The 26,326-nt window shown below is 60.4% G+C and carries 23 protein-coding genes and 1 pseudogene; 9 read left to right on the forward strand and 15 right to left on the reverse strand.

The genetic code is table 11. The features are described 5' to 3' along the window. Window positions 1–93, forward strand: a pseudogene (locus VI234_RS12550) (IS1595 family transposase); the annotation flags it as partial. 1,028 nt (window positions 94–1,121) lie between these two features. On the opposite strand, the gene VI234_RS12555 reads toward VI234_RS12550, so the two are convergent. The 3 genes from VI234_RS12555 to VI234_RS12565 form a co-directional block, all read right to left on the reverse strand. Then, window positions 1,122–1,664, reverse strand: coding sequence for a DUF7344 domain-containing protein (locus VI234_RS12555; protein ID WP_008312046.1), 543 nt, complete (start codon window positions 1,662–1,664; stop codon window positions 1,122–1,124). A 536-nt stretch (window positions 1,665–2,200) separates the two neighbouring features. Beyond that, window positions 2,201–2,464: a HalOD1 output domain-containing protein gene (locus VI234_RS12560; RefSeq protein WP_008312048.1), complete on the reverse strand. Its 264-nt coding sequence runs from the start codon at window positions 2,462–2,464 to the stop codon at window positions 2,201–2,203. Window positions 2,465–2,534: 70 nt separating this feature from the next. Then, the gene (locus VI234_RS12565) at window positions 2,535–5,699 is read right to left on the reverse strand and encodes a GAF domain-containing protein (RefSeq protein ID WP_008312050.1); all 3,165 of its coding nucleotides are present in this window, start codon (window positions 5,697–5,699) and stop codon (window positions 2,535–2,537) included. Between the two features lie 541 nt (window positions 5,700–6,240). Here VI234_RS12565 and rdfA point away from each other — a divergent pair. The 6 genes from rdfA (at window position 6,241) to VI234_RS12595 (ending at window position 12,706) form a co-directional block, all read left to right on the forward strand. Further along, on the forward strand, window positions 6,241–6,888 hold the full coding sequence (rdfA, locus tag VI234_RS12570) for a rod-determining factor RdfA (protein WP_008312051.1): 648 nt from the start codon (window positions 6,241–6,243) through the stop codon (window positions 6,886–6,888). After that, a complete protein-coding gene (locus VI234_RS12575) occupies window positions 6,885–8,675 on the forward strand; it encodes an archaea-specific SMC-related protein (RefSeq protein WP_336330196.1) in 1,791 nt (596 codons plus the stop codon). The genes rdfA and VI234_RS12575 overlap by 4 nt, the downstream gene beginning before the upstream one ends. Before the next feature lie 153 nt (window positions 8,676–8,828). Further along, on the forward strand, window positions 8,829–9,650 hold the full coding sequence (locus VI234_RS12580) for a hypothetical protein (protein ID WP_336330197.1): 822 nt from the start codon (window positions 8,829–8,831) through the stop codon (window positions 9,648–9,650). A gap of 409 nt (window positions 9,651–10,059) precedes the next feature. Next, complete coding sequence (gene nadE, locus VI234_RS12585; RefSeq protein WP_049943033.1) at window positions 10,060–10,908, forward strand: NAD(+) synthase; 849 nt, start codon at window positions 10,060–10,062, stop codon at window positions 10,906–10,908. A 146-nt stretch (window positions 10,909–11,054) separates the two neighbouring features. After that, window positions 11,055–11,252, forward strand: coding sequence for a 30S ribosomal protein S17 (locus VI234_RS12590; RefSeq protein ID WP_129756283.1), 198 nt, complete (start codon window positions 11,055–11,057; stop codon window positions 11,250–11,252). A gap of 119 nt (window positions 11,253–11,371) precedes the next feature. Further along, window positions 11,372–12,706, forward strand: a complete 1,335-nt coding sequence (locus tag VI234_RS12595; protein WP_336330198.1) for a 5'-deoxyadenosine deaminase — start codon at window positions 11,372–11,374, stop codon at window positions 12,704–12,706. A gap of 19 nt (window positions 12,707–12,725) precedes the next feature. Here the strand turns inward: VI234_RS12595 and VI234_RS12600 are convergent, their stop codons facing one another. Genes VI234_RS12600 through yqeC form a run of 3 tightly spaced genes read right to left on the reverse strand, consistent with a single transcriptional unit; the run spans window position 12,726 to window position 14,582 of the window. After that, window positions 12,726–13,106 (reverse strand): Rid family detoxifying hydrolase, encoded by a 381-nt coding sequence (locus VI234_RS12600; protein ID WP_008312058.1) that lies wholly within the window; start codon window positions 13,104–13,106, stop codon window positions 12,726–12,728. Between the two features lie 32 nt (window positions 13,107–13,138). Beyond that, window positions 13,139–13,756: a nucleotidyltransferase family protein gene (locus VI234_RS12605; protein WP_336330199.1), complete on the reverse strand. Its 618-nt coding sequence runs from the start codon at window positions 13,754–13,756 to the stop codon at window positions 13,139–13,141. A 46-nt stretch (window positions 13,757–13,802) separates the two neighbouring features. After that, window positions 13,803–14,582 carry a selenium cofactor biosynthesis protein YqeC gene (gene yqeC, locus VI234_RS12610; RefSeq protein WP_008312063.1) on the reverse strand — a complete coding sequence of 260 codons (780 nt, stop codon included), beginning with the start codon at window positions 14,580–14,582 and terminating at the stop codon, window positions 13,803–13,805. Between the two features lie 95 nt (window positions 14,583–14,677). Between yqeC and VI234_RS12615 the strand changes: the two genes are divergently transcribed. Continuing rightward, window positions 14,678–14,926 (forward strand): sulfurtransferase TusA family protein, encoded by a 249-nt coding sequence (locus VI234_RS12615; protein WP_008312065.1) that lies wholly within the window; start codon window positions 14,678–14,680, stop codon window positions 14,924–14,926. Window positions 14,927–14,928: 2 nt separating this feature from the next. Then, the gene (gene selD, locus VI234_RS12620) at window positions 14,929–15,969 is read left to right on the forward strand and encodes a selenide, water dikinase SelD (protein ID WP_336330200.1); all 1,041 of its coding nucleotides are present in this window, start codon (window positions 14,929–14,931) and stop codon (window positions 15,967–15,969) included. A 17-nt stretch (window positions 15,970–15,986) separates the two neighbouring features. Here the strand turns inward: selD and yqeB are convergent, their stop codons facing one another. The 9 genes from yqeB to VI234_RS12665 all read right to left on the reverse strand — a co-directional run bounded on the left by yqeB (window position 15,987) and on the right by VI234_RS12665 (window position 26,267). Further along, complete coding sequence (gene yqeB / locus VI234_RS12625) at window positions 15,987–17,567, reverse strand: selenium-dependent molybdenum cofactor biosynthesis protein YqeB (protein WP_336330201.1); 1,581 nt, start codon at window positions 17,565–17,567, stop codon at window positions 15,987–15,989. Further along, on the reverse strand, window positions 17,564–17,809 hold the full coding sequence (locus tag VI234_RS12630; RefSeq protein WP_336330202.1) for a hypothetical protein: 246 nt from the start codon (window positions 17,807–17,809) through the stop codon (window positions 17,564–17,566). Before VI234_RS12630 ends, yqeB begins: the two co-directional genes overlap by 4 nt. Before the next feature lie 2 nt (window positions 17,810–17,811). Further along, a complete protein-coding gene (locus VI234_RS12635) occupies window positions 17,812–18,165 on the reverse strand; it encodes a DsrE family protein (protein WP_336330203.1) in 354 nt (117 codons plus the stop codon). Continuing rightward, window positions 18,162–18,533 (reverse strand): DsrE/DsrF/TusD sulfur relay family protein, encoded by a 372-nt coding sequence (locus tag VI234_RS12640; protein ID WP_008312074.1) that lies wholly within the window; start codon window positions 18,531–18,533, stop codon window positions 18,162–18,164. Before VI234_RS12640 ends, VI234_RS12635 begins: the two co-directional genes overlap by 4 nt. A 100-nt stretch (window positions 18,534–18,633) precedes the next feature. Further along, on the reverse strand, window positions 18,634–21,114 hold the full coding sequence (locus tag VI234_RS12645) for a xanthine dehydrogenase family protein molybdopterin-binding subunit (RefSeq protein ID WP_336330204.1): 2,481 nt from the start codon (window positions 21,112–21,114) through the stop codon (window positions 18,634–18,636). After that, the gene (locus VI234_RS12650) at window positions 21,111–21,677 is read right to left on the reverse strand and encodes a (2Fe-2S)-binding protein (RefSeq protein WP_336330285.1); all 567 of its coding nucleotides are present in this window, start codon (window positions 21,675–21,677) and stop codon (window positions 21,111–21,113) included. Before VI234_RS12650 ends, VI234_RS12645 begins: the two co-directional genes overlap by 4 nt. A 111-nt stretch (window positions 21,678–21,788) precedes the next feature. Further along, window positions 21,789–24,254, reverse strand: coding sequence for a xanthine dehydrogenase family protein molybdopterin-binding subunit (locus tag VI234_RS12655; RefSeq protein WP_336330205.1), 2,466 nt, complete (start codon window positions 24,252–24,254; stop codon window positions 21,789–21,791). Beyond that, window positions 24,247–24,801 carry a (2Fe-2S)-binding protein gene (locus VI234_RS12660; protein ID WP_008312080.1) on the reverse strand — a complete coding sequence of 185 codons (555 nt, stop codon included), beginning with the start codon at window positions 24,799–24,801 and terminating at the stop codon, window positions 24,247–24,249. Before VI234_RS12660 ends, VI234_RS12655 begins: the two co-directional genes overlap by 8 nt. A 233-nt stretch (window positions 24,802–25,034) precedes the next feature. Then, window positions 25,035–26,267: a Zn-dependent hydrolase gene (locus VI234_RS12665; protein WP_008312081.1), complete on the reverse strand. Its 1,233-nt coding sequence runs from the start codon at window positions 26,265–26,267 to the stop codon at window positions 25,035–25,037. Between the last annotated feature and the right edge of the window lie 59 nt (window positions 26,268–26,326).

The following is a 26,326-nucleotide window of genomic DNA, read 5'->3' on the forward strand; positions in this document are numbered from 1 at the left end:
ACACAGTATCTTAGAGCATTTCAGCTACGCCGAGAGCTGTTTCGGAAACCCGGCCGAGATGCTCTCAAATACGCTGTTCGAGCAACTCTGTGAAATCAACAATGTGCTACGGATGAGCGTACTCTCTTTTACCCGTGATCGTTACGCTTGAAGCTCTAAACCGAAAATGCCTCTCAAATGGCGCCACCACGTACTTCAACCGCATTCAACACTTGAGTAAAAGGCTCAGCTACAACTGCTCCACATACCTTTCGAGTGGTAAGCTCCGCTATGGCGGAATAACACGACTATAACAATACACCCCTGCACATAAGATACTGGTGGAGAGGGCAGTTACCCGACACCCACAACACCGGCCCAATCCTTACCACCCCCCTCAGGGACGCTCGTGCCCTGTTAGTCGCTGTCGACTCGGATCGCTCTCTCCACTTTGATAGTGAGCCGGAACGGCTTCGGTCACACCGTCCTTTCCGGCTCACTCCGGTCTTGACTTTTTAGCTATGACGTGGATTCTAATCCTTTGCTAAGGCTTCGCCGATTCTCCGAACTAATTGTGGATACACTCCAGACGTCCTTAACTTAAACTTAGGTCATCAGAAGTCATTGATGCCCAGCAGACACAGCGAAACTGCATACCAGAATTTGTGACCGAGTAACGGATGTTATGATTGCATTCAGAATCCCCGATAAACACTCCTATAGCCGATATCTGGGTGAGTACTTCTGATAGTTGCAATACCCGGAGGGGTTTTACAACAAAATTCCTAAAGCTCAACACTAGTATACCCCGGACATCGACAACTGGCAAGCGTCTATAGTAGCGATTGGATCAATGCACACCTGCTCGCACGACGGCAGTGCGATCAGTGTGTACATCGTTTCAATTGTTACTATAGAAGTAGCCGACTACCTCAAATATGAACTCAATTACTAAACTGTAACAGTTACACGTAGCGGTGTATGCCGGAACATATCTCCGACAGCGAAATGGAACGGATTTCGGAATTCGCGAGCACTCCGATGTACAAACGGTCGCCCGATCAGTTACTGCCGGACGGTGCGGCCGACGACGAAGAATAACATACCCTTGGGGGGTATTTTCGGTCAGCGCATAGTTCAGCTCACGGCTCGCCGATCTCGAAGGTCTTGTTGTTTTCCCCTCGCCGCCTGGAGACTGCGTGAACAATAGAAAGCACGAGAAATGAACTAATGACGACTAGTCCGATAACTAATGGACTGATTGCACTGAGCGGCGACACACCGACAATTGCTGCGAGGAGTAAAATGGCGTTCAACAGGGCTACGGCCCCATAGTACTGATACCATTTAGAATCATTATCACTATTGCTGATGAATGGTTCAACCTCCGGAGCATCCTCTCGAAGAGCAATCTCGCCCGTATCGGCGTCGTACGTTATTAGCCCTGCCTCTTGAAGCTTCGGAGCATGGGTCTGATACAGCGAGACGTACACCCGCTTTCGCGCCTGCGAGGAGAGTTCTTCGACGGTTGTGTCGTTCTCCCACGCAGCCAACTCCTCAGCTAAGTCGGTTAGCTGGACTGGCTCCTTTTGCTGGCGTAGATAGTAAAGGGTATATCGACGCCTCGAACTGCTGAGGATATCGAACATTTGGTCGCGTGAGAGCTCTGGTTCTTCCTCTACCATCGGTTCACTCATGACCTCGATTGCTGCATTGGTTTGTGTTCAGGCCGCGAGAGCCACATATATACACGAAACCCGGGGTACCGTTTTGTTACACCCCCGTTACCTTCTAATTCCTGAGTAAGAAATAGCTACTTGTATCGCACACCGTACTCCCGTTCTTCACCGACTGACCACAGTCTGTATATAATCCCTCAGTTTGTGACATCCGGAATCATTTGGCGTACTACATGACTCAATCACAATGACCTGCAATAAATAAAAATAAGTCTGCATGTGAAAACGCAGTACAGTGTGTTATTGTTCGGCTCGGTACAAGTCTCTGTTTCATTACTGCGAAACTCCGAACCTTTTCGTATTAGTTTAGATACATATATTAGTACTACGCTATCGAATTCCAGTGAGGATAGACAGAAACTACATAGCATCCTATTAATAACATATCATGAACTCTCCCGGATCTTCTCCACGGCATACTCTCTTACCGGAGGTTCCTCGTTATCCGCTCAGTTAAGAACCAGGAGGAAAGTTCTAGCCGGTTACGTCGGCGTGATCTCGATGGTCTCGCTGTCTCGAATCCGAACGGTGTACCCACTGTATGTGAAACTAATCTGAATGTCGTCGTTGGTCTGCCCTGAGACAATAGTATCAAGGGCGTCCGGGTCGATTCGGTTGTACAACGGTGGGAGACTGGTTTCCGTTACGGATTCTTTAGCTGCTATAGCGGTCACAATCGCTTCACTCGGTGATTCGTACTGGTTTGTCCAAAAGACAGTTTCTGTCTCGTTCCACTCCAGACTCATTGTTCTTTGTATGAACACACTCCCGTATCAGCATATACTCTATCAGACTAGCAAACTCAGACAACAGGTGCTATCTATCTAGATGCTGGGTCGTTCCCCCTTCGCTAAACAACTGTTCTAGAAGCTTCCGGATAGCTACCCGAAGGTGGTGGCTGAACGTCGGCTGTGATATATCGAGTGTATCGGCTATCTCTTGACCGGTCTTGTCACGGGGTGATTGATAGAATCCGCTATAAAAGGCTGCGAGCAGGACTTCGAATTGGCGGGGGGTCAGCTGTGCTGTCAATTCTGAGTGGAACGACTCACGAGTTTGAACACCACGTTCCCGCTTGTGGCGGCCCACGAGTTCGATGTCCGGACATGAACGCCGTAATTCAGCTACGAGCTGGCGAATGTCGACCGTCTGTGGGACCTCAAGCTGAATCTCCAGAGTCTTCCCGTCAGATTGGATTAATTGCGGGGCTCCTCCTTGTTCGGCGACTGTCAGTGCGAGCTGTGTACCCGACACTGTTGCTTCGAACAAACTCGTGTCTTCTGTGTCAGTTAAACACTCTAATCGCTCAATCCGTGGAAGAGTGTCCAAACACGCTTGTAGGTCATCTGGTGGAGCGTCAGTGCTGAAAAACACGATACAGCTGGTATCTCCCTGTGGGACGATACCCTCGAATGTGATTTCTGTATCGACGACGTCCGCAATCCGATGAATGATATCGTCGGATTCCGTTGCTTCTAGCTGGAGTTCGACAGCCCGATCCGCGACGAGCCCCTGCTTCGTCTCAATACTGTTGATGGCGTATCCGACCGTTTCACTCACCTCCTCGAGTACTGACTGTGTCGGCAGATCGAAAACGTCCGGCGTTTTCGCGTACACAGTCAGGATGCCGTAAGAGAGTTGCTGATAGCTGAGCGGAATGCTGACGACTGACTGGAACCCACGTTCCAGTAGCCGCCGTTGCCACCCTTTTCCCCTGAGTCCGTCCGCGATGTTGTTGTTCAGCGTCTGTTCGTTAGTCCGGGCTGTCTGGACTGCTGGTGGAGGCGGTGTCTCATTAGAGGGCGTGCGCGATTCCTCCAGAAAGCCACGGTCGGTCCCTGCCCACGTCCGTGGCGTGACTCGGTCGGTATCGGATTCGTATTCCCCGATCCACGCAAACGAACAGATGTCGGACGCGACCAACTGGTCACACACCGCTTGCTCTATTTCTGAGCGACTGTCTGCCCTGAGCACTCGCTCGTGAATTTTCTGACTCAGCTCTGTCAACCGATTCATCTGCTCGAGCTGAACCGTCTGTTGCTCCAGGTCGCGCTGCCTGTCTTCGAGTTCTGTCTCGTATGTCAGCCTATCGAACGCCGTTCGAATCGTCGCCCCCAGGAGTTCGGTAATTCGACGGGTCTGGGTATCGAACTCGCCGCCGATCGTGTCGCCCGCTCGAAGCACTCCGTGGTCGCCCAGCGGGACAAACACGGCCTTTCCGCCAGTCATCGTGTCCTCGCCCGCTTTCGAGGTCGAGTTTCCGTCGCAAACGATAGTTTCCTCGGTGAAAAAGGCCGAACTCACGAAGCTATCACCGTCTGCTGGGATAGCTTGTTGCTCCTCGGTCTCCGTGGTCGAAAGCGGGCGAAAGGTGTTCGTATCGCTGTCGAACGCGTACAGCACGACCTCAGGGAGACCGATGATATCACGGGTCCGCGAGACGACAATTTGAGCGGCTTCCTCCTCTGAAGTCACACCCAAGAGATCTGTCGCCGTTTCGTACAACTGTGTAAAACCCATCTCAGCCCGCTGCGTCTGTAGTTCGTTTCCGATCCACTTGCTCAGAAGGTCTACGAGTGTCACGTCCCAGTCCGAGAACTCTGATCCGCCCGTTCCGGACCCATAGAAACAGAGCGTCCCGTATATGCTCCCACCCACAGTGAGTGGCGTTCCGAGATACCGATTGACTTCGTCATCCCATATCTGATCTCGGTCAGCGTCGCCGCATTCGGCATCGACGTCTGTCATCACGACCGTCTCCTCGTTCGCGATAGCTTTCGCACAGGGGGTTTCCGACAACGGAACCGTTCCGCCTGAAAAAATCGTTTCGTCGGGTGTCTGGAGCACTTCGAAATCGTATTCCATCCCGTTGACGCGAGAGAGTGTCGCGTACTCGGTTCCAAGCACGCTGCGACCGACTTGCATGAGATCCGCTATCTGTTCCCGGAGCGCCCCGTCCCGCGATGTGAACACTTCGGTAATTGTTCGCAGGACTTCTTCCCGCATTTCGAGTTCGGCACGCGTTGCGGTTGAATGGAGGCCATCGGCGACAATCTCCGCAAGCTCTGTCAGCACTGCCTGCTCCGCCTCGTCGAACGCGAAAGGCGTGTCCGCGTATATCGAAATCACACTCTGTACTGATCCCGTGTACTGGATCGGGAGAACGATCATCGACCGGAACCCGTACTCCGATGCGAGTTCGTGCCAGGGCTGGACAGACGATCCAGTCCGGATATCTGACGCTACTTGATGTTCACCGGTTTCGATCGCGTGACCGAACGGCCCGTCATCGAAAACTGAGCGGCCGTAGCGGGAGAGCATCGCTTCGACGTATTCGAGTGCGTCGCCACCGCCCGCGGTGGGGACGATATCGCCTGCCTCGTTTTTTTCGCCGATCCAGGCGAACTGGTAGGCATCCGAACTGGTCAGGATTTCACAGACAGCCTCTTTGATTTCCTCGGCTGTTGACGCCCTCAGCACTTGGCGATTTATTTCCCTGAATAGTGAATTAATCCGCGATAGTCGCGCTGTTTCTCGGCGGAATCGGTGTGATTCCACCGCGTTCTCTATCCTGTTTGTGAGCACCGCGTACTGCTCTGGCCCGCCGCCCTTGACGAAGTAATCGGTGACGCCGGCTGAAACCGCTTCGCTGGCGAGTTTTTCGCTTCCTTGGCCTGTCAACAGGATAAATGGGAGGTCTCCGTTAGACTGTCGCACCGTTTCTACGAATTCAATCCCGTCTGCTTCGGGCATCTCGTAGTCACTGACGATACAGTCGATCGACTCGGAATCGAAGTAGCTGAGCGCATCCTCGACGCTTGCGGCCTCGATGACCTCGATACGGTCGTTCTCGTGTTCCAGCAGTTCCGCTGTCGTCCGCCGGAACTCTCCGTAGTCATCGACTAACAGCACCTTGATTTTCGAGGCTGCCGTTCCACTATCCGTTGGTGCCGGTCCAGTCTCACCGGCCAACTTCCGCATACTACACTACTTACGCGACAGTCCGTATAAACGTTTGACTTGGTCCCAACGCTGTATGGTTCTACGTCTGTTAGCAGTAACGCTTCTCGCGAGGAATTCGGTCTGCTCTCCAAATTAGTAGATAGCTCATATTTTAGAATGTATGCGGATGCTGCGCCCTCTGCGATAATACATCTCCTATTTTACAGGAATGTTACATATATTGGAAATTTGTGTGTTTTGAAATACACTTTTTAGTTACACTATTCTACAGATGTGATACGTTTTGAAACGCCCATTATCGAAGATTTGCCTAGAAACTCGACTTTAGTTCTGCGTGTGATCATCGTAGAATAGTGTATTTGATATATCAGATGGCAATACAAACATCTTAAGTATCGTAAATATGACAGTATATTCGTTTTACAAATACACTCTCTGTTCAACCCTGTTGTCCATTTCTAAAGAACACGCTTAGGGTGTATATTGTACAGGCCACACCTACACTGTGCGTACACCGGCCGTCAAAAACTATTACTGAGCAGGCCGAAAAAACCGGACAATGGCTGTTGACTCCGGTTGCAAAGTAGACGCGGTTATCGACAAGTACGGGTTGGCATCAACAGACCCAGTCTACGACACCCTTGATGATGGCCTGCTCGCACGCTGGACGGGCGCTGATGACCGAACCGAAATGGGGTATCGGTCGCTGACAGCGTGGTTCAACAAACGGCTGCTTAAACAAGTCTATACTGAACACGGGCGTGAAACCCTTGACACGCGTGTAGACAGCGATTACGACACGTTGCGTGGCGACGACGACTTGCGACGGGATGAACTCATCGAGCGACTGCAAGCTACGGGTATCCCGGGAGCGTCGCTTCACGACGATATGGTGTCGTGGGGAACGATGCGAACGCACCTCAACGACTGTTTAGACGGTGAAAAAGAGCCCAGGAAGGCGACAACTAACTGGGAGCAGGAGAGCGTGGCAACGGCCAAAACGGTCGTCGAACGGAAGGCCGAAACGGCACTGTCCTCGCTCGCGAAGAAGGGCGATATCGACGGCGGTGACACCGCGGAGATAGAGGCCCAGATACAACTGGGATGCCCGGACTGTCCGACCCGTGTTCCGTTCGACGTTGCACTCGAACGTGGGTACGTCTGCAAGCAACACCGGAGCGCGAACTTGTCAACACACAATTCATGACCTGGAACATCGAAATCGAACGAATCGCGGGTATCCTTGACGGGTCGGCGACGGTAGAGCCGGGATTGAACGTCGTCCGTGGCTCGAACTGGCAGGGGAAATCGAGCTTCATCGAATCCATCAAGACGGCCCTTGGCACCTCCACTGAACTGACTGAAGGAGCAGACAGCGGTGCGGTGCATCTCGAAACGCCAACCGGTGTCTACGACGTGACGCTTACCCGAGAGAACGGTACCGTAGTCCGGCACGGCGAGCCGTACCTCAGCGACGAGTACGACGTGATCCGCGCTGAACTGTTCGCGTGTTTGGACGAGCGTAACGAAGTCCGTCGCGCTGTCCGGACAGGAGAAAATCTCGAGGACGTACTGTTACGGCCGCTCGACTTCCAGAACATCGACTCGCAGATCGAGACGTTACAGCGGGAGCGCGAACAGATCGAAACGGAACTCACGCAGGCGCGCGAGGCGAAAAAGCGGATTCCCAGCGTTCAGGAGAAAGTGACACGACTGGAAAACGAGATCGAAGACCTGCGGGCCAAACGCGAGACGATCGACAGTGAGGCAGGAAGCGACGACAGTTCGGAGTCGGTCCGCCGCAAACTCAGCCAGGCTCGGACTGAACAGAACCAGGCGAAAAACCGCGTCGAACGACTCGAGCAAAGTATCGAGCGGACGGAACAGCGTCTCTCGGAGCGCCAGGACGCTCTCGACGCTCTCGAAATACCGGAGTACAATGATGTTGCGGACAAACTCTCGGAGGCCCGCGAGAGCCTCTCGCAAGTGGAGCGAGACGCCGAGGTACTCCAGTCCGTGTACTCGGCCACCGAGATGGTACTCAGCGAGGATCGGCTTGACCTGCTTACCGAGGTGGAGCGCGATATCGACGGTGACACCGTCGCCTGTTGGACGTGCGGCAGTGAGACGACACGGGCGGACTTGGCTGACCAACTGGACGCGCTCGGGAACGAACTCACGGCGCTTCGGGCCCAGAAGGAGACCTACCGAGATACTGTCGAGGAACTGGAAACACAGCGCGAGGAGATCAGCCAGGCCCGCCGTCGAAAGGCCGATCTAGAGGAAGACATCGCTGAGCTAGAGGCGACGCTGGCCGACCGGAAACAGAGCCTCGACGCAGCCAGAAACAGGCTCGAACAGGCCCAGGCGGACGTGGAGCAGCTTTCCGACCACGTTGATGCGGCCGTGGCGGAGCTTTCGGACGTCGAAAGTGAGATCAAGTACCGCGAGGCCGAACTCGAAGACACCGCCGACGAACTGGCTCACCTCGAAACGAGAGCGGCCCGCGTCGACACGCTCGAAACCGACCTCGAATCCGTCCGTGACGACCTCGCTGAACTTCGAAACCGGAAAGACCGAATCAAGCGTGAGGCACGGGAAGCGTTCGACACCGCGATGCAGGATATCCTCTCCCGATTCGGGACGGGGTTCGAAACGGCTCGACTCACCGCTGACTTCGATATTGTGGTCGCCCGCGACGGCCAGGAAGCGAGCTTAGATGCCCTCAGCGAGGGTGAACTCGAACTCATCGGCTTTGTGGCAGCGCTGGCCGGTCGGCAGTCGTTCGATGTCGACGACGCTGTCCCGCTCTTGCTCGTCGACGGCCTAGGCGGCCTCGACGACGACAATCTCCACACCCTGATCGAGTACCTGCAGCAGGGCACGGAGTATCTGGTATTTACTGCGTACCCGGAGTACACCGCGTTTGACGGACGCGAGATCGACCCGACCCAGTGGACCGTTGTGAACGAGAAAGAGGCCTCGGCTGACTGATAGCGACTGAACTTGAGTGTCCCCGTCACTGACGCCGATACCCTTAGCTGCAGGTCTCTGGTGTCTGATAATGGAACAATCGGATAGGTATAAGTTCACTTTTAGGACAATAATACAGAAATAATATTAGCAAAGCCGGCTTTTTCAAATCAGATGGCAAATATCCGGGTCAAGGATTGGACGAAAGATAAATTGAGGAAAATACGGGATGCCGAGTCACACTCATCGTATGATTCAGTCGTCAAAACACTACTAAAAGACCGTAAAATTGCGAAGTACGCGGACGACGCCTCTGATACCGTGACTGGCGAGTCCGTCCAGTCACAGGACGCTGACATCGACAAGCCGTTCGACGATCTGACTGTGCTGGCGGAACTGACTGGTAACCACGACGACGTGTTGTTCCTGTGGTGTCCGAACTGCGGGAACGAACTCGTCCACCTCACGGTCGAGCGGCCGCTTGGCTGCTCCGTGTTTGAGATGGAGTGCCAGCGGTGTCTCACCCATCTCGACAGCCAGGCCATCGTCGCTATCGAACTGCAGTATCCAATCGAGCAGAAGATGATCGAGGGACAGCTTCAGGCGGATCTCAAAGCCTGCGTCATAGATTACTGGGACCGGACGTTGCGGGCGGCTAACGGCACCCTCGACACGGAGGCTCCCGCCGACCGTCTCGTGTGGCAGTTCGATCAGTACCACGAGCAGTTCGCCTGGGACTGGCCGACTGATGTCCCGACTGTCAGTTTTGTCCCCGGCGTCACGTATCGCAACACCGTGACTGACGAGCGAATCGAAGTCGTCGAAGCTGTCTCCGAGAACCGGAACGCGATGGATGCGTACACAGTCAGACGCTACACTGCAGACGGCGATGTCGTCTCGGACCAGCTAGACAGCAGTGCAATCGTTGACCGGATCGTCAACCGGGAACTTGTCGTCGCCGAACAGGCCGTTGAATCGACCAAACCCAAGACGTGATGATCATGATGCCAACCGTCTTGGGTTATTTCTGGTGAACGTGGTCTGCCTTTCAGAACACGGTTTGGCGTGCCGAGATGAGCGGTGGAGTATATTTTCGCTCTGAAAGCGCCGTTTCCCTCTCAGCAAAGATTTAAGGACTGGACGATATTCCGGGCGTAGTGAATTGTATGCCGGGTTACAGCCACAAGAATATTGTGATATTGGGTAAATGCCCGGATATAGTTTTGGATAACTGAAGATAATATATAAGGTGTATCGAGGCTACCGAAGACACTCATGACGTTTGTCGACAACAGTTATACCACACCAGTGACCTACGTTGTAGTATGATTAGGCTGGTTGGATGCGTGCGTTTCGGTAGTCGCATCTCCGAGCGTGCCTTGGGTAGCGCGGGAGGAGAGTGTCCGTGAGTAAAGCGACGCACCCTCACACGCTCAAACTCCCGCGTGAGGACCACGGATTGGCGACGTCGAAGGCAGCGACCAGACGGATACAGGGCATTCTTCCGGTGTTCTTGGAGAACAGGATCACGGAGGCGGAAGCTAACGGACTGGTCGTTCCGCTCGACGGCAGCATCGAATCGACAGTTGCGGCGGCGCTGGCTGTCGACGGCATTGGGGCCGACTACGTGACGGGACTGGTGATGCCGGTACAGCTAAGCGACGAGGGGCCTGCTCGGACGGCTGAAACCGTTGCGTCGCTGCTTGATATCGACTGTCACCGGCTCAATCTGCAGCCAGTGCTGACGGCGTTCCAGCGAGTCGTCGGTGAGACCGGTGGGCCGACCGACGACCTCGTGGCGATGCAAAACGCCGGCGAACGCTTCCGGATGGCGTGTAAGTACTACGTCGCAAACACCAGGAACGAACTCGTTGTAGGGACTGTCTCCCGGACTGACCGACTGCTGGGCTCCGTTGCGAAACACGGCGAGAACGGCGTGGACCTGTCGCTGTTTGGCGACCTCTATAGAACTGAGATCGAGGCCCTGGCTGATGCACTTGCGGTTCCATCGGACCTCCTCGACCAGTCACCCCATCCAATGGAGCACACTGGGGCAACTGATGCGGCGGAACTGGGTATCGACCAGCGAGACCTCGACAGCGTCCTCCACTTCGCGATTGATAGAGGCTGTTCCGCGTCGGTGGTTGCCGACAAGGTCGGCGTCAGCGAATCTGTCGTTGAGCGTACGGTTCAGTGGTGTGCCAGTACGCGCCACAAACGACACACGCCACCAAAGCCATCGATGGATAACTGACACTGTCGGCTGTTCGTCTGTGGCGTATTTCGCCACCCCTGGGGAGTCACAAATCTCTCGCAAGAGGGACAGCCAACAGTACGAGCCAAACGTGGTATTTCTGTGAGCAAAGCAGTTAACAGCCACACTCCGCGATTCTCACACCCATGCAGGCCGACCCTCAGGAGATAATCGACATCGGCGACAGGCTACTGTCGGAGTACCCCGAACTGTTTACTGAGCAGTACGAGACAAACACTCGTCTCGTTCAGCGACTCGCCAGCGTGGATTCGTTTCGTACCCAAACCAGACTCACCAGATACATCACCCATCAAAAACGGACACGGAACGGCTCGGAAAGATGAGGCCACTGCGAAGCATACGCGACACACGGAGTGCCACACGTCTGTGGCCGGGTTGTCTGCACTCGGCGGTCGTCTCGATATGAGGACCTTCTTTATGTAGAGACCGTCTTGCAGGACGTATGCTACTCACTGGGACTGTCGTTGCGGACTCTGAGACCGTCCTGCAAGACGGGGCGGTCGTCGTCTCCGGGGACCGTATCGAGGCTGTGGGTTCACGTGCCGAACTCGAATCGCAGTACGCCGACCACGAACACCAGTCCTACGACGTGCTGTTGCCGGGACTCGTCGGCGGCCACATCCACTCCGTACAGAGCCTTGGCCGTGGCATCGCCGACGACACGGAACTGCTCGACTGGCTATTCGACTACATTCTGCCGATGGAGGCCTCCTTGACCGCCGAGGAGATGGAAGTCGCGGCGAAACTGGGCTATCTGGAGATGATCGAAAGCGGGACTACGACCTGTATCGACCACCTCTCGGTCGCCCACGCGGACCGCGCCTTCGAAGCGGCGGGCGAGATCGGTATCCGTGGCGTGCTCGGCAAGGTGCTGATGGACCAGCGCTCGCCGGATGGGCTGCTGGAGGATACGCAGGCTGCACTGGAGGAGTCCGAGCGGCTCATTCAGCAGTATCACGGTGCCTACAACGACCGGATTCGGTACGCTGTCACCCCGCGATTCGCCGTCTCCTGTAGCGAGGCCTGTCTCCGGGGAGTGCGCGAACTCGTGGACAAATACGATGGCGTCCGCATCCACACCCACGCCAGTGAGAACCAGAGCGAAATCGAGACGGTCAAAGAGGATACCGGGATGCGCAACATCCACTGGCTCGACGAGGTGGGTCTCACCGGCGAGGACGTCGTCCTTGCGCACTGCGTCTGGACCGAAGAGAGCGAGCGCGAAGTCCTCGCAGAAACGGGGACGCACGTCACCCACTGCCCGTCCTCGAACATGAAACTCGCCAGCGGCATCGCGCCGATCTGGGACTACCGTGACCGCGGTATCAACGTCGCCATCGGCAACGACGGACCGCCCTGTAACAACACGCTCGACGCGTTCACCGAGATGCGACAGGCGAGCCTCCTCCAGAAGGTCGACCAGCTAGACCCGACGGTGACGCCGGCGGCCGAAATCTTCGAGATGGCGACGCGCAACGGCGCGAAAGCCGCCGGCTTCGACGAACTCGGCGCGATTCGGGAGGGGTGGCGCGCCGACATCGTCGGTCTGGATACGGACCTTACGCGGGCGACGCCGCTGCACGACGTGCTCTCCCATCTGGTGTTTGCGGCCCACGGCGACGACGTCCGCTTCACGATGGTCGACGGGAACGTGCTCATGGAACACGGCGAGGTAACCACCATCGACGCCGACGCCGTGCGTGAAGAGGCCTCGACTATGGGGCTTGAGATGGACCTCGAAGACGAACGCAAGTCCGCACAGGAACAGAAGCCCTGAGTGGCCCTTGGCGGTGCCCTTACTCGCTCGTCGCGATTGCTTCGATTTCGACTCCCACGCCCTTTGGCAGGCTTGCGACCTCGACCGCACTCCGGGCCGGCGGCTCGTCGTCGAAAAAGCCGGCGTACGTGTCGTTCATCGACTCGAAATCGTCGATGTCGTCCAGATAGACGGTCACTTTCAACACGTCGCTCATCTCCAGTCCCTCCGAAGCTAGCACCGCTTCGACGTTCGATAGCGCCTGTTCCGCCTGCGTCGCTATCGGTTCGTCGTCCAGCAGGTCGCCGTCTGGCGTCATCGGAATCTGGCCCGCGGTGAACACGAGCGAGCCGTTTGTCGTCGCCTGGCTGTACGCGCCGACCGCATCGGGTGCATCGGCCGTGCTGATGGTCCGTTTCATCAGTCGAGTGTTCCACCATCAGTGTCTTAAATTTACAGGCTGTCGCGGCGGTCCGCGAACTCGGCGAGGTCAGCATCGGTATCGATATCCCAGTGGACGCCGGGGTCCTCGACCTCGATGAACGCTGTCCGCTCGGTGGTCTCGATGATATCCCGACCGCCGCGGTCGCCGGAGACTGAGGCGAGCGAATCGAAGTGGCAGCCGTCGAATAGCACGGGGTTGCCCCGCGTCCCCTCGTGTTCGGGGACGACGACGGTTGCCGTCCCTGTACGGTACGCTTCGATAAGCACCTCGATAGTTTCGGGCCGGACGAAGGGCATATCGCCCAGCAGGAACAGGGCGGCGTCCCAGCCGGATTCCTGTGCATAGTCGACTCCATGTCGAACCGACGCACTCTGGCCGGTCGCGTAATCGTCGTTATGACGAAGCGAAACTGAGAGCCCCTCCAGTGCCTCAGCGACGGCCACGCCCTCGTACCCGAGGACGGCGACAAGGTCCGACAGCGATGACTCGCAAGCGGTTTCGGCTACCTGTCGGACGACTGCCCTTCCGCCGATGGTCGCCAGTAGTTTGTTACCCGGATCGTACCGTGAACTCCGCCCAGCGGCGAGGATGACGCCGCCGACTTCGGTCCGGTGCTGCCCGCTCATCGTGGGCCTCGTTTCACGACGATACTGAGTAGTTCACCGACGTTCGTCACCGCTGGGCCTCCTGCACATCCGTCGCAGCGACGACCTCACAGATCTCCGACGTGAAAGACGTAATCACGCCCCGAGAACACCGCTCTGTCTGCGACAGTGCGTGGCTGAGCACGTCTCTGGCGGTACACCGCTGTGATTCGGTATCCGCTTTGTTGACTAGCGGTATCACAGACGCCTCGGCTGGCGCGTTTCGGAGCCCACCCTCAGGATGTGTGAGCACTGTCCCGACAGCCTCCGCCGTAATGGTGTCGCCCACATCGAGGTCTGAGATGTCCGCTACCCGCTCCGGCCGGTGGACCACGTCCGTCGTCAGCACTTCACCGACGGCGGCGACCGAGGCGACCGGAACGACGTGGCTCGCTGTCCCCGGGACGACCGGTTCCCCATCACCGGGCGCTTTGAACTCCCGCTTGCGGGCGCCGTCAGCCTTGACGAGCAGCCAGTCGAACAGTCCGACCTCGGATAGCTGTGACACCATGTCCGCCTCGAACCCACGAACTTTCCGGTCGACTCGCGCCGGATCGGCTACCTCCTCGCGAGCGAAGGCAACTGGCAGTTCGTGTGCGTGAAGGTCGGCCCGCCACTCGTCCGGGCCAGTGAGCGTCAGCGGCAGGTCAGGCGGCGGTGGCATCGCTGTCGTTGTCGTGTAACCCACGTCGTACCCCCTGTCGGTCCCTTCGGCGGTCAACTGTCCCATCGCAGTTTTCTTCCCACCGGCCCCGACAAAGGCGACGGCGGCGCTAGAACCCAGGCCCAGCGCACCAGCCAGATGCATACGGTCGCTCCACGGGAGGCACAGAAATAGCTTACCGGGGCAACGGACGTGTGTCGCCGACAGCGTTTTTGTGACTTAGTAACACACGTATCCGTATGCCCCGCGTAGACGTTCGTGGTGAAATCTGTCCCCGGCCGGCGCTCATTGTCCGACAGGCGCTTTCAGACCTCGACCCTGGGGAGACGCTCGTCGTTCGAGGTGATTACCCACCGGCCGAAGAGAACCTTCGGCGGATGTGTACGACTCACGGCATCGACGTGACGACCGCGGAGACCGCCGGCGAGTCCGATGAGTTCGAACTCGAACTCCAGGTGACCGAGATGGCGTCGCTATCGGAGGCCTGAGTGTGGGGACCGATACAGAGATTGATCGAGACGACGAGACGGCTTGCCTGACGGAGTACACGGAACTCCACGGCTGTTCCTGCAAAGTCGGCCAGAGCGACCTCGATTCGCTGCTCGCCGATGCCGGCCTCACGGGTGACAGCGACGCGCTGTTGTTCGGCATCGGTGAGGACGCCGCTGCCCGGAAACTCACTGACGACCTCGCGCTGGTCTCGACGGTGGACTTCTTCACGCCTATCGTCGATGACCCGTACGACTTCGGCCGTATAGCCGCCTGTAACGCCGCCAGCGATGCGTTCGCCACGGGGGCGGTCGAGAACGTCGCCTGTCTGGTCGTCCTCGGCCTCCCACGAGAACTGACCGACAGCGCGTCGCCGATCCTCGCCGGCATGGCCGACGCGCTGGACGCGATGGACGGCGTCATCGCCGGCGGCCACACCATCATGAGTCCGTGGCCGTTCGCCGGCGGTGCCATCTCGGCGACAGCACGGCCAGACGCCCTGCTCACTTCGCAGGGAGCCAGCCCCGGCGACCGGCTTTACCTGACCAAACCGCTCGGGACACAGCCGGCTATGGGAGCGACTCGCGTGACTGACGAGCAGTTCGTCGGGACGGTCCGCGAGGCCGCTGACCGCCCGCTCGGCCGGATTGCGTCCGAGGCCGTCGGGTGGATGACGACGCCGAACCGGGACGCTGCGCTCGCATGCCGCGAATACGCGACCGCCGCGACCGACATCACCGGCTTCGGCCTCGCCGGGCAGAGCCGCGTGGTGGCCGCCCGCTCGGACGTCGGTATCGAACTGACACACCTTCCGGTCATCGCGGGAACGCCCGCCCTCTCGACGCTTTTCGGATACGGGCTAACTGATGGAGAGAGCGCTGAGACCAGCGGCGGCCTGTTCGTCTCCGTCCCGCCGGCTGCGACCGATGTCGTCGAATCGGCGTTCGACGACGCCGGCGTGTTCTACCGAGCTATCGGGCGTGTTACGGCTGGACGCGGCGTCACGCTCGACGACCCGACCATCGAAGAAGTTCGTCGCTAACGACGATTAGGGATGTTCTACCGCAATCGAAGCGTCGCCTCCAGCACACCACCACCGAGACACAGCGCCTTGTCGGAGATCTTCGCTGGGTCGACGGACTCACCGCGGGGGTCGACGTCGCCGAGCTTTGTGCCCTCGCTGACGCCGAGGCCGCCGTGGACCAGACCGCGAACCAGCCCGTCTATCTCGGTCTCGACCGGCCGGTCGTCGACGGTGCCGACCACGTCGCCGGCTGTGACACTGTCACCGATAGCGACTGCTGGGGACCAGTTACCATCGACCGGCGCGCGAAGCACCCGTTCGTGGGTGTAGCCGCGCCGTTCTCCGGGCTCGCCGTCGTACTCGCTTGCCGTTCCGTCGTAGAACACGCGGCCGAGTTCGTGCCCGCGGTCCGTCTCGACGACCGCGTCCACGTCCTCTCCGGCCTCGAAACCCGGCCCCATCCCGACAACCACGTCGGCGTCCCTCCGACGCGTGCCGGTGTCGAACTTCCCTTTCGCCATAATGGCATCGACCAGTACTGTAGCGTCGAGTTCGTCGGCGACGGTCGCTTCGGAGTCGACGAGTATCGGAACGACATCCTCGGCGAGCAGTTCGAGTGCCTCGTCGATATCTGCCGCTGTCCGGCCAGTGACCCCTTCAACCGTCACCTCGTCCTCGTACAGCGCCGCCCCGAAAGCGACTGCTCGCCGGACCACCGTCGGCTGTTCGACTTCGGTGACGATGACCGGGAAGCCGGCCTGCTGGAGCCGGTAGACGACACCGCTGCCGAGGTCGCCGCCGCCACGGACGACGACGAGATTTTCGAGGTTTAGCCGCGTCGCCCGCTCGCCGGTCGTGTCGTGGCGGTCCATGCTGACTTCGGCGAGAATCGATAGCGCGACGGCGGCCGGGCCGCTCCCGCCGAGGTCGAGCCCCACCGGCGTCCGGATCCGGCTGAGGTCCCGACGGGCGTACCCCGACTCGGTCAGCGAGTCGAGGACGTGGTCGGCCTTCGTCTCGCTGGCGACGAGGCCGACGTAGCCAGCCTCGCCGTCCAGCGCCGCGGCGACAGCATCCTGGTCGAACGTCCCGCTCCGCGTCGCGACGGCCACGGCTGTCTCGGTCCCCATCGGCAGGTCGCCGAGCGCTTCGTCGTAGTCGCCGTGAATCACGTCGGTGTCGTCGGGGAACTGCCCCGGGTCGGCGTACGCCTCGCGGTCGTCGACCACGGTCACGGCGTAGCCCAGTCGCTCCGCAAGCGGGGCCAGTTCGACGCTGATGTGGCCGCCGCCGGCGATGTAGAGCCGTGCTTGCCCGCGAACGCGGTCGATGAACACGTCCATCTCGCCGCCACAGACCATGCCCGTGTTGCCGCCGCGTTCGAGTTCGTACGTCCGGACGCCGGGGTCGTCGGCTCCCGAAAGCACTGATCGGGCGTCCTGAACGGCGAGGTGTTCGACCGTGCCGCCACCGATAGTCCCGTACTCCTCGTCGGCGGTGACGACCATCTTGTCGCCCACCTCCCGCGGCGCGCTGCCGTCCTTGCGGACGATAGTCAGGAGCGCCGCCGGTTCTCCCTGCGCGGCCAGTTCGTCGAGCTGTTCGAACAGACTCATACGAAGGTTCTGACCTCCTGTTCGACGAGAATTTCGATCACTTCGTCGTAGGATATCCGGTCGATGTCAGGCGGTAGTGAGACGCCACGAACGTCGACGTCCCTCGCGACTGCCGAAACAGGTGCGTCGATATCTGGTTCGAAGTAGACGCCGTCCTGAATGAGGATGACGTGTGCCTCCGGGTCCCCGTCGGCAGTTCGGAGTCCGATCTCAGCCATCGGCTTGTCGATGAGATACAGCATTGTCAGAAGTCAAGTGTTTGATCGGCGTCGCGGATGCGGGCGGTGACGCGGTCGTCCGACCAGACCGTCACATCGTCGGCGATTTCGGCCTCGTCGACGCCGCGCTCGGCCATCGCCGCGCTGTCCGCGACCATCTGTCCGTCCTGTTCCGCCAAGTCGGCGACGTGTCCGCTCATGTTGAGCGCCTCGCGGTCGACAGCGTCCCGAGCGCCGTACACGCCGTCCTGGGTGAATATCACGGTCACGTCGTGCATATCGAAGCCAGCCGCGACGCCGCGGGCGGCACGCAGCCCCTCCGGGATGTGGACTCGTCCGTACGGAGCGCGGGTGAGTAAGACGACGACGTCTCGCTTCATAGCGAAACCACCCGGTCGGCCTCGCCGATGATGTCCGCGAGGTCCGGAAGCAGCCCGACTTCGACGCCCTCGGGGTAGTCGGCCGGCGCATCGATTCCCCGCGCGTCGACACAGAGTCCACAGCAGATGACTTCGGCACCATCCGCGATAAGCTCCTGAAACTTCTCTGTGGGCATCTCGTCGTACAGTCCGCTGTCCGAACAGCCGGGGAGGGTCTGGTCGGCGACGGGGACCAGCGCGCCGTCGAGGTAGTGGAAGTAGCTCACCTCGTGGCCCCGGTCCAGCGCCGCTCGCCCCAGCTCGTAGGCGGTGCGCCACCGCTCGCTGTCGAAGGGACCGCCTGTCAGCAGAAACCCGATGTACGCCATACTGTCGAAATTTTGCCGACCTGCTCTTAATAGTTTGCTCGACACAACAAAAAACACTCCATGTGTGATATTAATCGGACGAAAACTGTTCGAAACCAACTCACTCATCGCCAGCAGACTGCTCGTGGAGTGCCGCCGTCACGTCCTCCGCAGTGAACGGTAGGTCGGTCAGCCGAACGCCGACGGCGTCGCGGATGGCGTTCGAGAGCGCCGGCGGGACACCGTTCGTCGGGAGTTCCGCGATAGACTTCGCGCCGAACGGACCCGTAGGCTCGTGGGTTTCGACGAGGATGGTCTCCATCTCAGGGTGGTCCGTCGTCCGTGGCATCCCGTACTGGCGGAAGCCGAGCACTTCCGGGTTGCCGTCCTCGTCGAAGGTGAGGTCGCCGCTGGTGGCGTATTCGAGGCTCATGTGCTCGCCGCCCTCGATCTGCCCCTCTACCAGCGCGGGGTTGATGGCGACGCCGCAGTCGGCCGCAAACACCAGCTTGTTGAGTTCGTACTCGCCGGTCTCCGTATCGACGGTCACGTCGACGAACTGCGCGCCGTAGGGCGGCGGGCTCTCGTCGGTCGAGTGGTTCCCGTCTCCGAGGATGTGTTCGCGCTCGTCATCGCCGTAGGTCGCTTCGTAGCCGATCTCCTCCAGCGAGACTCGGTTTCCGCTCCGCTCGCTGTACACGCCGCCGTCGCCGGTGTCGAGCACGTCCGGCGGCTCGTCGAGCAGGTTCGACCCCCACTCCAGCAGCCGCTCTTTGGCGTCTTCGGCGGCGTTCTTGACCGCGCGGCCGCTGATGTACGTCGTCGAGGAAGCGTACGCACCGTAGTCGAACGGCGTCAGGTCGGTGTCGGCGGCGATGACAACGATATCCTCGGGAGTGCAGCCCAGCACCTCGGCGGCAATCTGGGAGAACATCGTGTCCGCACCTGTGCCGGTGTCGACGCCGCCGACCTGCAGGTGGAAGCTCCCGTCCTCGTTCATCTGCACCTGCGCCGCGCCGAGTTCCTTGCCTGCGACGCCGCTGCCCTGGGCGATGAGCGCCATTCCGACCCCGCGCTTGCGGTGGTCTTCGTCGGGCTGTTCGAGGTCGTCGTAGCCGATAGCCTCCCGTCCGCGTTCGACACATTCGCGGATGCCACACGAGCGGATCTCCCGGGTGAAGCGGTCGCCGTCTTTCAGAATTGCGACGCTCCGGTCGAGGTCGCCCTCTCGCACCGCGTTCTGCAGGCGGAACTCGATGGGGTCGAAGTCGAGGCGGCGGGCCACCTCGTCCATGTGTGCTTCGACGGCGAAGTGCCCCTGTGGCGCGCCGTAGCCCCGCATCGCCGCGCCCATCGGGAGATTCGTGTGTACCACGTCCCCTGAAAAGCGGACGTTCGGGACCCGGGGATAGATGGGGAGCGGCTTCGTCCCGACGTTGTTCGCGACGGTCATACCGTGGGTGCCGTAGGCCCCGGCGTTCGACAGCGTGTAGAGGTCCATCGCCTCGATGTCGCCGTCGTCCGTCACCGCGGTCCGCATCTGCATCCGCATCGGGTGGCGAAAGCGAAGCGCGGTGAACTCCTCCTGACGGCTCATCTCCAGTTTGACCGGTCGGCCGGCCGCGAGGTGCAGCGCGAACGCGATTGGTTCTATCGCCATCTCCTGTTTCGACCCGAATCCCGCGCCGATACGCGGCTTCTTCACCCGCACGTCGCGGATGGGCACGTCGAACAGGTGGGCTATCTGGCGGCGGGTGTGAAAGGGGACCTGTGTCGCCGTGATGAACGTGTGTCGGTCGTCCTCGTCGGTGTAGGCGATGGTCGTGTGGGGTTCCGGGACGCAGTGGGACTGGTACGGCGTTTCCCACTCCGTCTCGATGACGTGCCGCTCCTCGTCGTTGCTGGCCCGTTCGAACGCTGCCTCCACGTCACCGAGCTCCCCCTCGAAGTGTGATTCGAGGTTTCTACTGTAGTCCGCGCCCGACTGCTTGTTCTCCACGTCGTCGGCCTCGAACAGTTGTGGCGCGTCATCGTCGAAAGCCTCCTCGGGGTCGAACACGGCGTCCAGTTCCCGGTATTCGACTTCGATTTTCCGTGCGGCGCGGTCGGCCGTTTCCGGGTCGTCTGCCGCCACGGCGGCGACCGGGTCGCCGACGAATCGGACGTGCTCGCGCAGCACTTTCAGGTCCCACGGGCTCGGCTCGGGATAGGACTGGCCCGAACTGGAGTACAGTTTGTGCGGGACCACGTCGTCGAACGGCGTGATGACGGCGTCGACGCCGTCCATCGCCTCGGCGGCGCTCGTGTCGACCGATTCGACGTACCCGTGGGCGATGTCGCTGCGAACTACCTTCCCGTGCGCGAGGTCCGGAAACCGGTCGCGGTAGTCCGCCGTGTAACGGGCCTCTCCGGTCACGATCTTCCGCGCGTCGTCTTTCTCCTCGTCTACGGTAATGGCGTCGCGCTCGGATTCGGGCTTCCGGTCGGGTTCGCGTGCCACGTCCGCCTCTGACTCCTTCTCGGCTTCGGCAGGGGCCGCGTCTTCCACCCCTGTCCTGTCGGGCTGCTCGCTCGTCTCCCGAGCCCGGTCGGAATCGCTCACTGACCGCCCTCCATGCAGTCGCAGTCGTTGACTGCACACTCGGTCGAATTTGCGACCCTCTCGTTGCCTTCGACTGCCTTCCCACCGTCGGCGGCGACTGTCCCACCGTCCATCCGCTCGGCGGCGTCTAGCACCGCTTCGACGATCTTCTTGTAGCCGGTACACCGACAGAGATTGTCCGACAGCGCTTCCCGGACTTCCTGTTCGGTCGGGTCCGGGTTCGTCTCTAGCAGCGCCGTCGCGCGCATGACCATCCCCGGGATGCAAAACCCACACTGCAACGCGGTGTTGTCGACGAATGCCTGCTGGACCGGGTGCAGGTCGTCCTGTTCGCCCAGCCCTTCGATTGTCTCGATGGACGCGTCCCGCACTTTGGTCACCGGCTCGACGCAGGATTTCACCGGCTCACCGTCGACGTGCACCGTACAGAAGCCACACGCGCCGGTGTCACACCCCCGCTTCGCTCCGGTGTACCCGTTCCGCCGAAGGACATCGAGAAGCGAATCGGATTTCGACGCTTCGACCGTCCGTTCCACACCGTTTATTTCCAGTTCGATTTCCATATGGCTCATCAGCTCGGTGGCTATGTCAGCAACGTGACGAACAGAACGGTAAATAGCTATCGCGGATTTGCGATATGCCACGCCGCCACACCGGTTCTGTTGCCGTGACTGTCACAGGTCTCCGAGTCTGGCTTCGCGCTCGTCCAGTTTTGCCTCGATTTTCTCGGCGGTAATCGGCATCTCCCGGATACGGACACCGACGGCGTCCCGGATGGCGTTAGACAGCGCCGGCGGGACCGTGTTGGTCGGGACCTCGGCGACCGATTTCGCACCGAAGGGACCGGTCGGCTCGTGGGTTTCGACCAGAATAGATTCGATGGGCGGCGTCTCGGTCGCCGACGGCAGGCCGTACTCGTCGAAATCAGCTACCTCTGCCCGTCCCTCGTCGTCGAGCGTAATCCCCTCGCTGACGGCCATCTCGTAGCTCATGTGGTTCGCGCCCTCGATCTGTCCTTCTGCCATCCCGGGGTTGATGGCGACGCCGCAGTCGACCGCGACGACCAGTTTGTGCACCTCGAACTCGCCGGTGGTCTCGTCGACCGTCACGTCGGCGAACTGCGCGGCGAACGGCGGGGGACTCTCCTCGGTGCAGTGAGTCCCCTTCCCCAGGATGTGTTCGCGCTCCTCGTCGCCGTACGCCGCCTCGTAGCCGATCTCTTCGAGCGTGACCGAATCACCGCTGGTCTCGCTATACACCGTCCCGCCGCCGGTTTCCAGAGCCTCGACTGGTTCGTCTAGCAGTTTCGATCCCCAGTCGAGAATCCGCTCTTTCGCGTCCTCTGCGGCCTTCTTCACGGCCATACCGCTGATGTACGTTGTCGAGGAGGCGTACGCACCGTAGTCGAAGGGCGTTACGTCTGTATCGGACGATTTGACGATTATGTCGTCCTCGTCACAGCCCAGTACTTCCGCGGCAATCTGGAGGAACGCCGTGTCAGCGCCGGTCCCGATGTCGACGCCGCCGACCTGCAGGTGGAAGCTCCCGTCCTCGTTCATCATTATCTGGGCGGCCCCGAGTTCGTCGCCGGCGACGCCGGTCCCCTGCGCGGACAGCGCCATCCCGACACCGCGGTGCAGGTGGTCGTCGTCGGGCTGTTCGAGGTCGTCGTAGCCGATAGCGTCCTTCCCGCGCTCGATGCACTCGTCGAGGCCGCACGAGCGGATACGGCGGTTCGCCCCCTCACCGCCCATCATCCCCGCAATCTCGTCGAGGTCGCCGACCTCCATGTGGTGCCGTCGCCGGAATTCGATAGGGTCGAGATCGAGATCGCGGGCCACTTCGTCGAGGTGGCCTTCCAGCGCGAGCGTGCCCTGTGGCGCGCCGTAGCCCCGCATCGCGCCGGTCTGGGGCGTGTTCGTGTGGACGATATCGGCCTCGAAGCGGGCGTTGGGGACCTTCGAGTACAGCGGCATCGGCTTACTGCCAACGTTGCCCGCGACGGTCATGCCGTGGCTGCCGTACGCGCCGGTGTTCGACAGCGCGTACAGGTCGATGGCTTCGATGTCGCCGTCGTCGGTCACGGCCGTCCGGGCCCGGACTTTCATCGGGTGGCGCGAGCGCATCGCGTAGAACTCCTCTTCGCGGCTGGCTTCGTACAGCACCGGGCGGTCGGTGGCGAGCGACAGCGCGAGCGGAATCGGCTCGACGACCATCGCCTGCTTGCCGCCGAAGCCGCCGCCCACCCGCGGCTTCGTCACGCGAATGTCGCGGATCGGGATATCGAACAGGTGGGCGAGCTGGCGGCGTGTGTGGTTCGGCACCTGCGTGCTGGTGATGAGGACGTGGCGGTCGTCCTCGTCCGTGTAGGCCAGCGAGGTGTGTTTCTCGACGTTGGCGTGGGACTGGCGAATCGTTTCCCATTCGGTCTCGTGGACGTGGGTGTCGCCGTCGAGTGCCGCGTCCACGTCGCCGAGTTCGCCCCCGATGTGAGCCATCCGGTTACGGTCGTAGTCGTGGCCGACAATCTCGTTCTCGACCTCGCCGTCCTCGAACAACTGCGGCGCATCCTCGTCGAAGGCGTCCTCGGGGTCGGTGACGTAGTCGTCCTCCTCGTAGGATACCTCGATAGCCTCGACGGCGGCGGTCGCGGTCGACCGGTCTTCGGCCGCGACAGCGGCAATCGGGTCACCGATGTAACGGACGTGCTCGTTCAGCACGCGCATGTCCCACGGGCTCGGCTCGGGGTAGGACTGCCCGGCACTGGTGTATTTCGTGTCCGGGACCGCGTCGGATTCCGGCGTCAGGACCGCGTCGACGCCGTCCATCGCCTCGGCCGCGCTCGTGTCGATATCGGTTACGCGGCCATGTGGGATTTCGCTCCGGACGACCGCTGCGTATGCGAGGTCCGGATACCGCGCCTCGTAGTCGGCGGTGTACTTCGCCTGCCCGGTGACGAGCTTTCGGTCGTCGTACTTCTCCGTCCGGTGGGAGACGCTGTCGCGCTCGTCGGGGGCCTTGTCGTTGTTGTCGGGTTCGTCCCACTCCAGCGGGTGCTCCTCGTACCGCTCGTCTTCGACGGTCTCTGACTGCGAGGCCGTGCCGCCGTCGGCCTTGGCTGTCTTGTCGTCGTCACTCATCGCACTCACCTCCACAGCAGCCGGTCGACTCGGCTCTGCGCGGGGCCCCATCGACCGACCGGCCGCCGTCCGCTGCCACCGACTCCTCGCCCCGCGTCCTGCCCGCCGCGTCCAGGACGGCTTCGACCGGCTTCTGATAGCCGGTACAGCGACAGACGTTGTCGTCCAGCGCCTCACGGACTTCTCGCTCCGTCGGGTCGGGATTCGAATCCAGCAGCGCCACCGCCTGGATTACCATCCCTGGGATACAGAACCCGCACTGGACGGCGAAGTTGTCGACGAACGCCTGCTGGACCGGGTGCAGGTCGTCCTGTGTTCCGAGCGCTGCGACGGTCTGTATCTCACTCCCGTCGGCGTCCGCCGCGGCCATTCCGCAGGCCATGCGCACCTCGCCGTCGACGAACACCTTCGATGCACCGCAGGCTCCGCCGTCGCAGCCACATTTCACGCCGATGTAGCCGTGTTGTCTCAAAACCGTCGCCAGGTCCTCCGCCGACCCGGCTTCGACTCTCGTTCGCTCGCCGTTGATTGTGAGTTCAATATCCACAGCGTACCCTCCGGTTTTCGGTATGTGCTACGTACACACGCCTGTCAGTGAACAGGTGTGCAACACTCTCTCATATATGTATGCTTCACAGGTGTCTGAACGCAATATTGCCAGACGATATCACGGGCACGGCCCACTACACGGCACTAGGTTGACACAGTCGCGGCAGATGCGCTAGTCAATGTGTGACGTTTGGCAAATCTGTGACACCTATTCTCTGAGAACGGAACTAGTCACTCGGCGGCCTTCGCCAGCACGGCGTTCAGCAGTACCTCTGTCCCGGTGACGATGTCGTCCCACTCGGTGAACTCGCTCTCGCGGTGGCTGATCCCGTCGACGCTCGGGACGAAAATCATGCTCGTCGGGGTTATCTTGTTGAGGTAGTTCGCGTCGTGGCCCGCGCCGCTGACCAGTTGCGTGTACTCACAGCCGACCGTCTCGGCGGCCTCGACGACCGTGTCGATGCAATCCTGGTCGAACGGGTCCGCGTCGACCCGCATTATCTCCTCGATCTCGTATTCGAGCCCTTCGCGCTCGGCCGCGTGGGCGACCTCCTCCCTGATCTGTTGGACGGCCCCGTCGACCACCGCGTCGTCGTACGAGCGGAAATCGAGCGTGAACTCGACCGTCTCGGGGATGACGTTGATGGCGTTCGGCCACACGTCGACGCTGCCGACCGTGCCGACGAGGTCCGTTCCCTCGGTCGCCGTGATCCGTCGGACCGCGCGGGTTACGTCCGCCGTCGCCACGAACGCGTCGTGACGCATATCCATCGGCGTCGGTCCGGCGTGGTTGGCCTGCCCCTCGAAGGTGACGTTCAGCCAGGAAAAGCCGAACACGCCTTCGACAGCGGCGACGGGGATGTCCTGCTGTTCGAGAAACGGCCCCTGCTCGACGTGCATTTCGAAGTAGCAGTGGATGTCGTGCGGTTCGCAGGGAGTCTCGCCTTTGTAGCCGATGCGTTCGAGTTCGGCGCCGAACCGCTTGCCGTCCTTGTCCTCGCGCTCGTACGCGTAGTCGAGGTCGAAGATATCACAGTAGACGCCGCTGCCGAGCATATCCGGCTGAAAACGGACGCCCTCCTCGTTGCTCCAGGCGACGACCTCCAGCGGGCGCTCAGTCGTCACGCCGGCGTCGTTGAACGCCTCGACGACCTCCAGCCCGCCGAGGACGCCCACGACGCCGTCGTAGCGCCCACCGTTGTACTGGCTGTCGATGTGTGACCCGAACAGGACCGGTGCGGCGTCGCTGTCAGTTCCCGCTCGCCGACCGAAGATGTTGCCCATCGTGTCGATACGGACTTTCAGCCCGGCCTCGCGGAACCACTCGACGAGCGTATCACGGGCCGCCTTGTTCTCGTCGGACAGGCTCGGCCTGTTCACCCCGCCCCGTTCTGTCGCGCCGATCTTGTTGAACGTATCGAAGCGCTGTCTGAACCGCTCGCTATCGAGATTGACAGATGGCATTGGGTAGCTGTTCCGCGGTGTCGTATTGAAGATTGGGTCGGGGTAGTGCCACACAGGCT

Origin of the sequence: Haloarcula sp. CGMCC 1.2071 (assembly GCF_037078445.1) — an archaeon.
GTDB classification, from domain to species: Archaea; Halobacteriota; Halobacteria; order Halobacteriales; family Haloarculaceae; genus Haloarcula; species Haloarcula amylolytica.

What these genes read in the sequence shown, in the direction of transcription:
- VI234_RS12555 (WP_008312046.1), bottom strand. Translation starts at nt 1,664, where the DNA reads ATGGTAGAGGAAGAACCAGAGCTCTCACGCGACCAAATGTTCGATATC.
- VI234_RS12560 (WP_008312048.1), bottom strand. Translation starts at nt 2,464, where the DNA reads ATGAGTCTGGAGTGGAACGAGACAGAAACTGTCTTTTGGACAAACCAG.
- VI234_RS12565 (WP_008312050.1), bottom strand. Translation starts at nt 5,699, where the DNA reads ATGCGGAAGTTGGCCGGTGAGACTGGACCGGCACCAACGGATAGTGGA.
- rdfA (WP_008312051.1), top strand. Translation starts at nt 6,241, where the DNA reads ATGGCTGTTGACTCCGGTTGCAAAGTAGACGCGGTTATCGACAAGTAC.
- VI234_RS12575 (WP_336330196.1), top strand. Translation starts at nt 6,885, where the DNA reads ATGACCTGGAACATCGAAATCGAACGAATCGCGGGTATCCTTGACGGG.
- VI234_RS12580 (WP_336330197.1), top strand. Translation starts at nt 8,829, where the DNA reads ATGGCAAATATCCGGGTCAAGGATTGGACGAAAGATAAATTGAGGAAA.
- VI234_RS12590 (WP_129756283.1), top strand. Translation starts at nt 11,055, where the DNA reads ATGCAGGCCGACCCTCAGGAGATAATCGACATCGGCGACAGGCTACTG.
- VI234_RS12595 (WP_336330198.1), top strand. Translation starts at nt 11,372, where the DNA reads ATGCTACTCACTGGGACTGTCGTTGCGGACTCTGAGACCGTCCTGCAA.
- VI234_RS12600 (WP_008312058.1), bottom strand. Translation starts at nt 13,106, where the DNA reads ATGAAACGGACCATCAGCACGGCCGATGCACCCGATGCGGTCGGCGCG.
- VI234_RS12605 (WP_336330199.1), bottom strand. Translation starts at nt 13,756, where the DNA reads ATGAGCGGGCAGCACCGGACCGAAGTCGGCGGCGTCATCCTCGCCGCT.
- yqeC (WP_008312063.1), bottom strand. Translation starts at nt 14,582, where the DNA reads ATGCATCTGGCTGGTGCGCTGGGCCTGGGTTCTAGCGCCGCCGTCGCC.
- VI234_RS12615 (WP_008312065.1), top strand. Translation starts at nt 14,678, where the DNA reads ATGCCCCGCGTAGACGTTCGTGGTGAAATCTGTCCCCGGCCGGCGCTC.
- yqeB (WP_336330201.1), bottom strand. Translation starts at nt 17,567, where the DNA reads ATGAGTCTGTTCGAACAGCTCGACGAACTGGCCGCGCAGGGAGAACCG.
- VI234_RS12630 (WP_336330202.1), bottom strand. Translation starts at nt 17,809, where the DNA reads ATGCTGTATCTCATCGACAAGCCGATGGCTGAGATCGGACTCCGAACT.
- VI234_RS12635 (WP_336330203.1), bottom strand. Translation starts at nt 18,165, where the DNA reads ATGAAGCGAGACGTCGTCGTCTTACTCACCCGCGCTCCGTACGGACGA.
- VI234_RS12640 (WP_008312074.1), bottom strand. Translation starts at nt 18,533, where the DNA reads ATGGCGTACATCGGGTTTCTGCTGACAGGCGGTCCCTTCGACAGCGAG.
- VI234_RS12650 (WP_336330285.1), bottom strand. Translation starts at nt 21,677, where the DNA reads ATGGAAATCGAACTGGAAATAAACGGTGTGGAACGGACGGTCGAAGCG.
- VI234_RS12655 (WP_336330205.1), bottom strand. Translation starts at nt 24,254, where the DNA reads ATGAGTGACGACGACAAGACAGCCAAGGCCGACGGCGGCACGGCCTCG.
- VI234_RS12665 (WP_008312081.1), bottom strand. Translation starts at nt 26,267, where the DNA reads ATGCCATCTGTCAATCTCGATAGCGAGCGGTTCAGACAGCGCTTCGAT.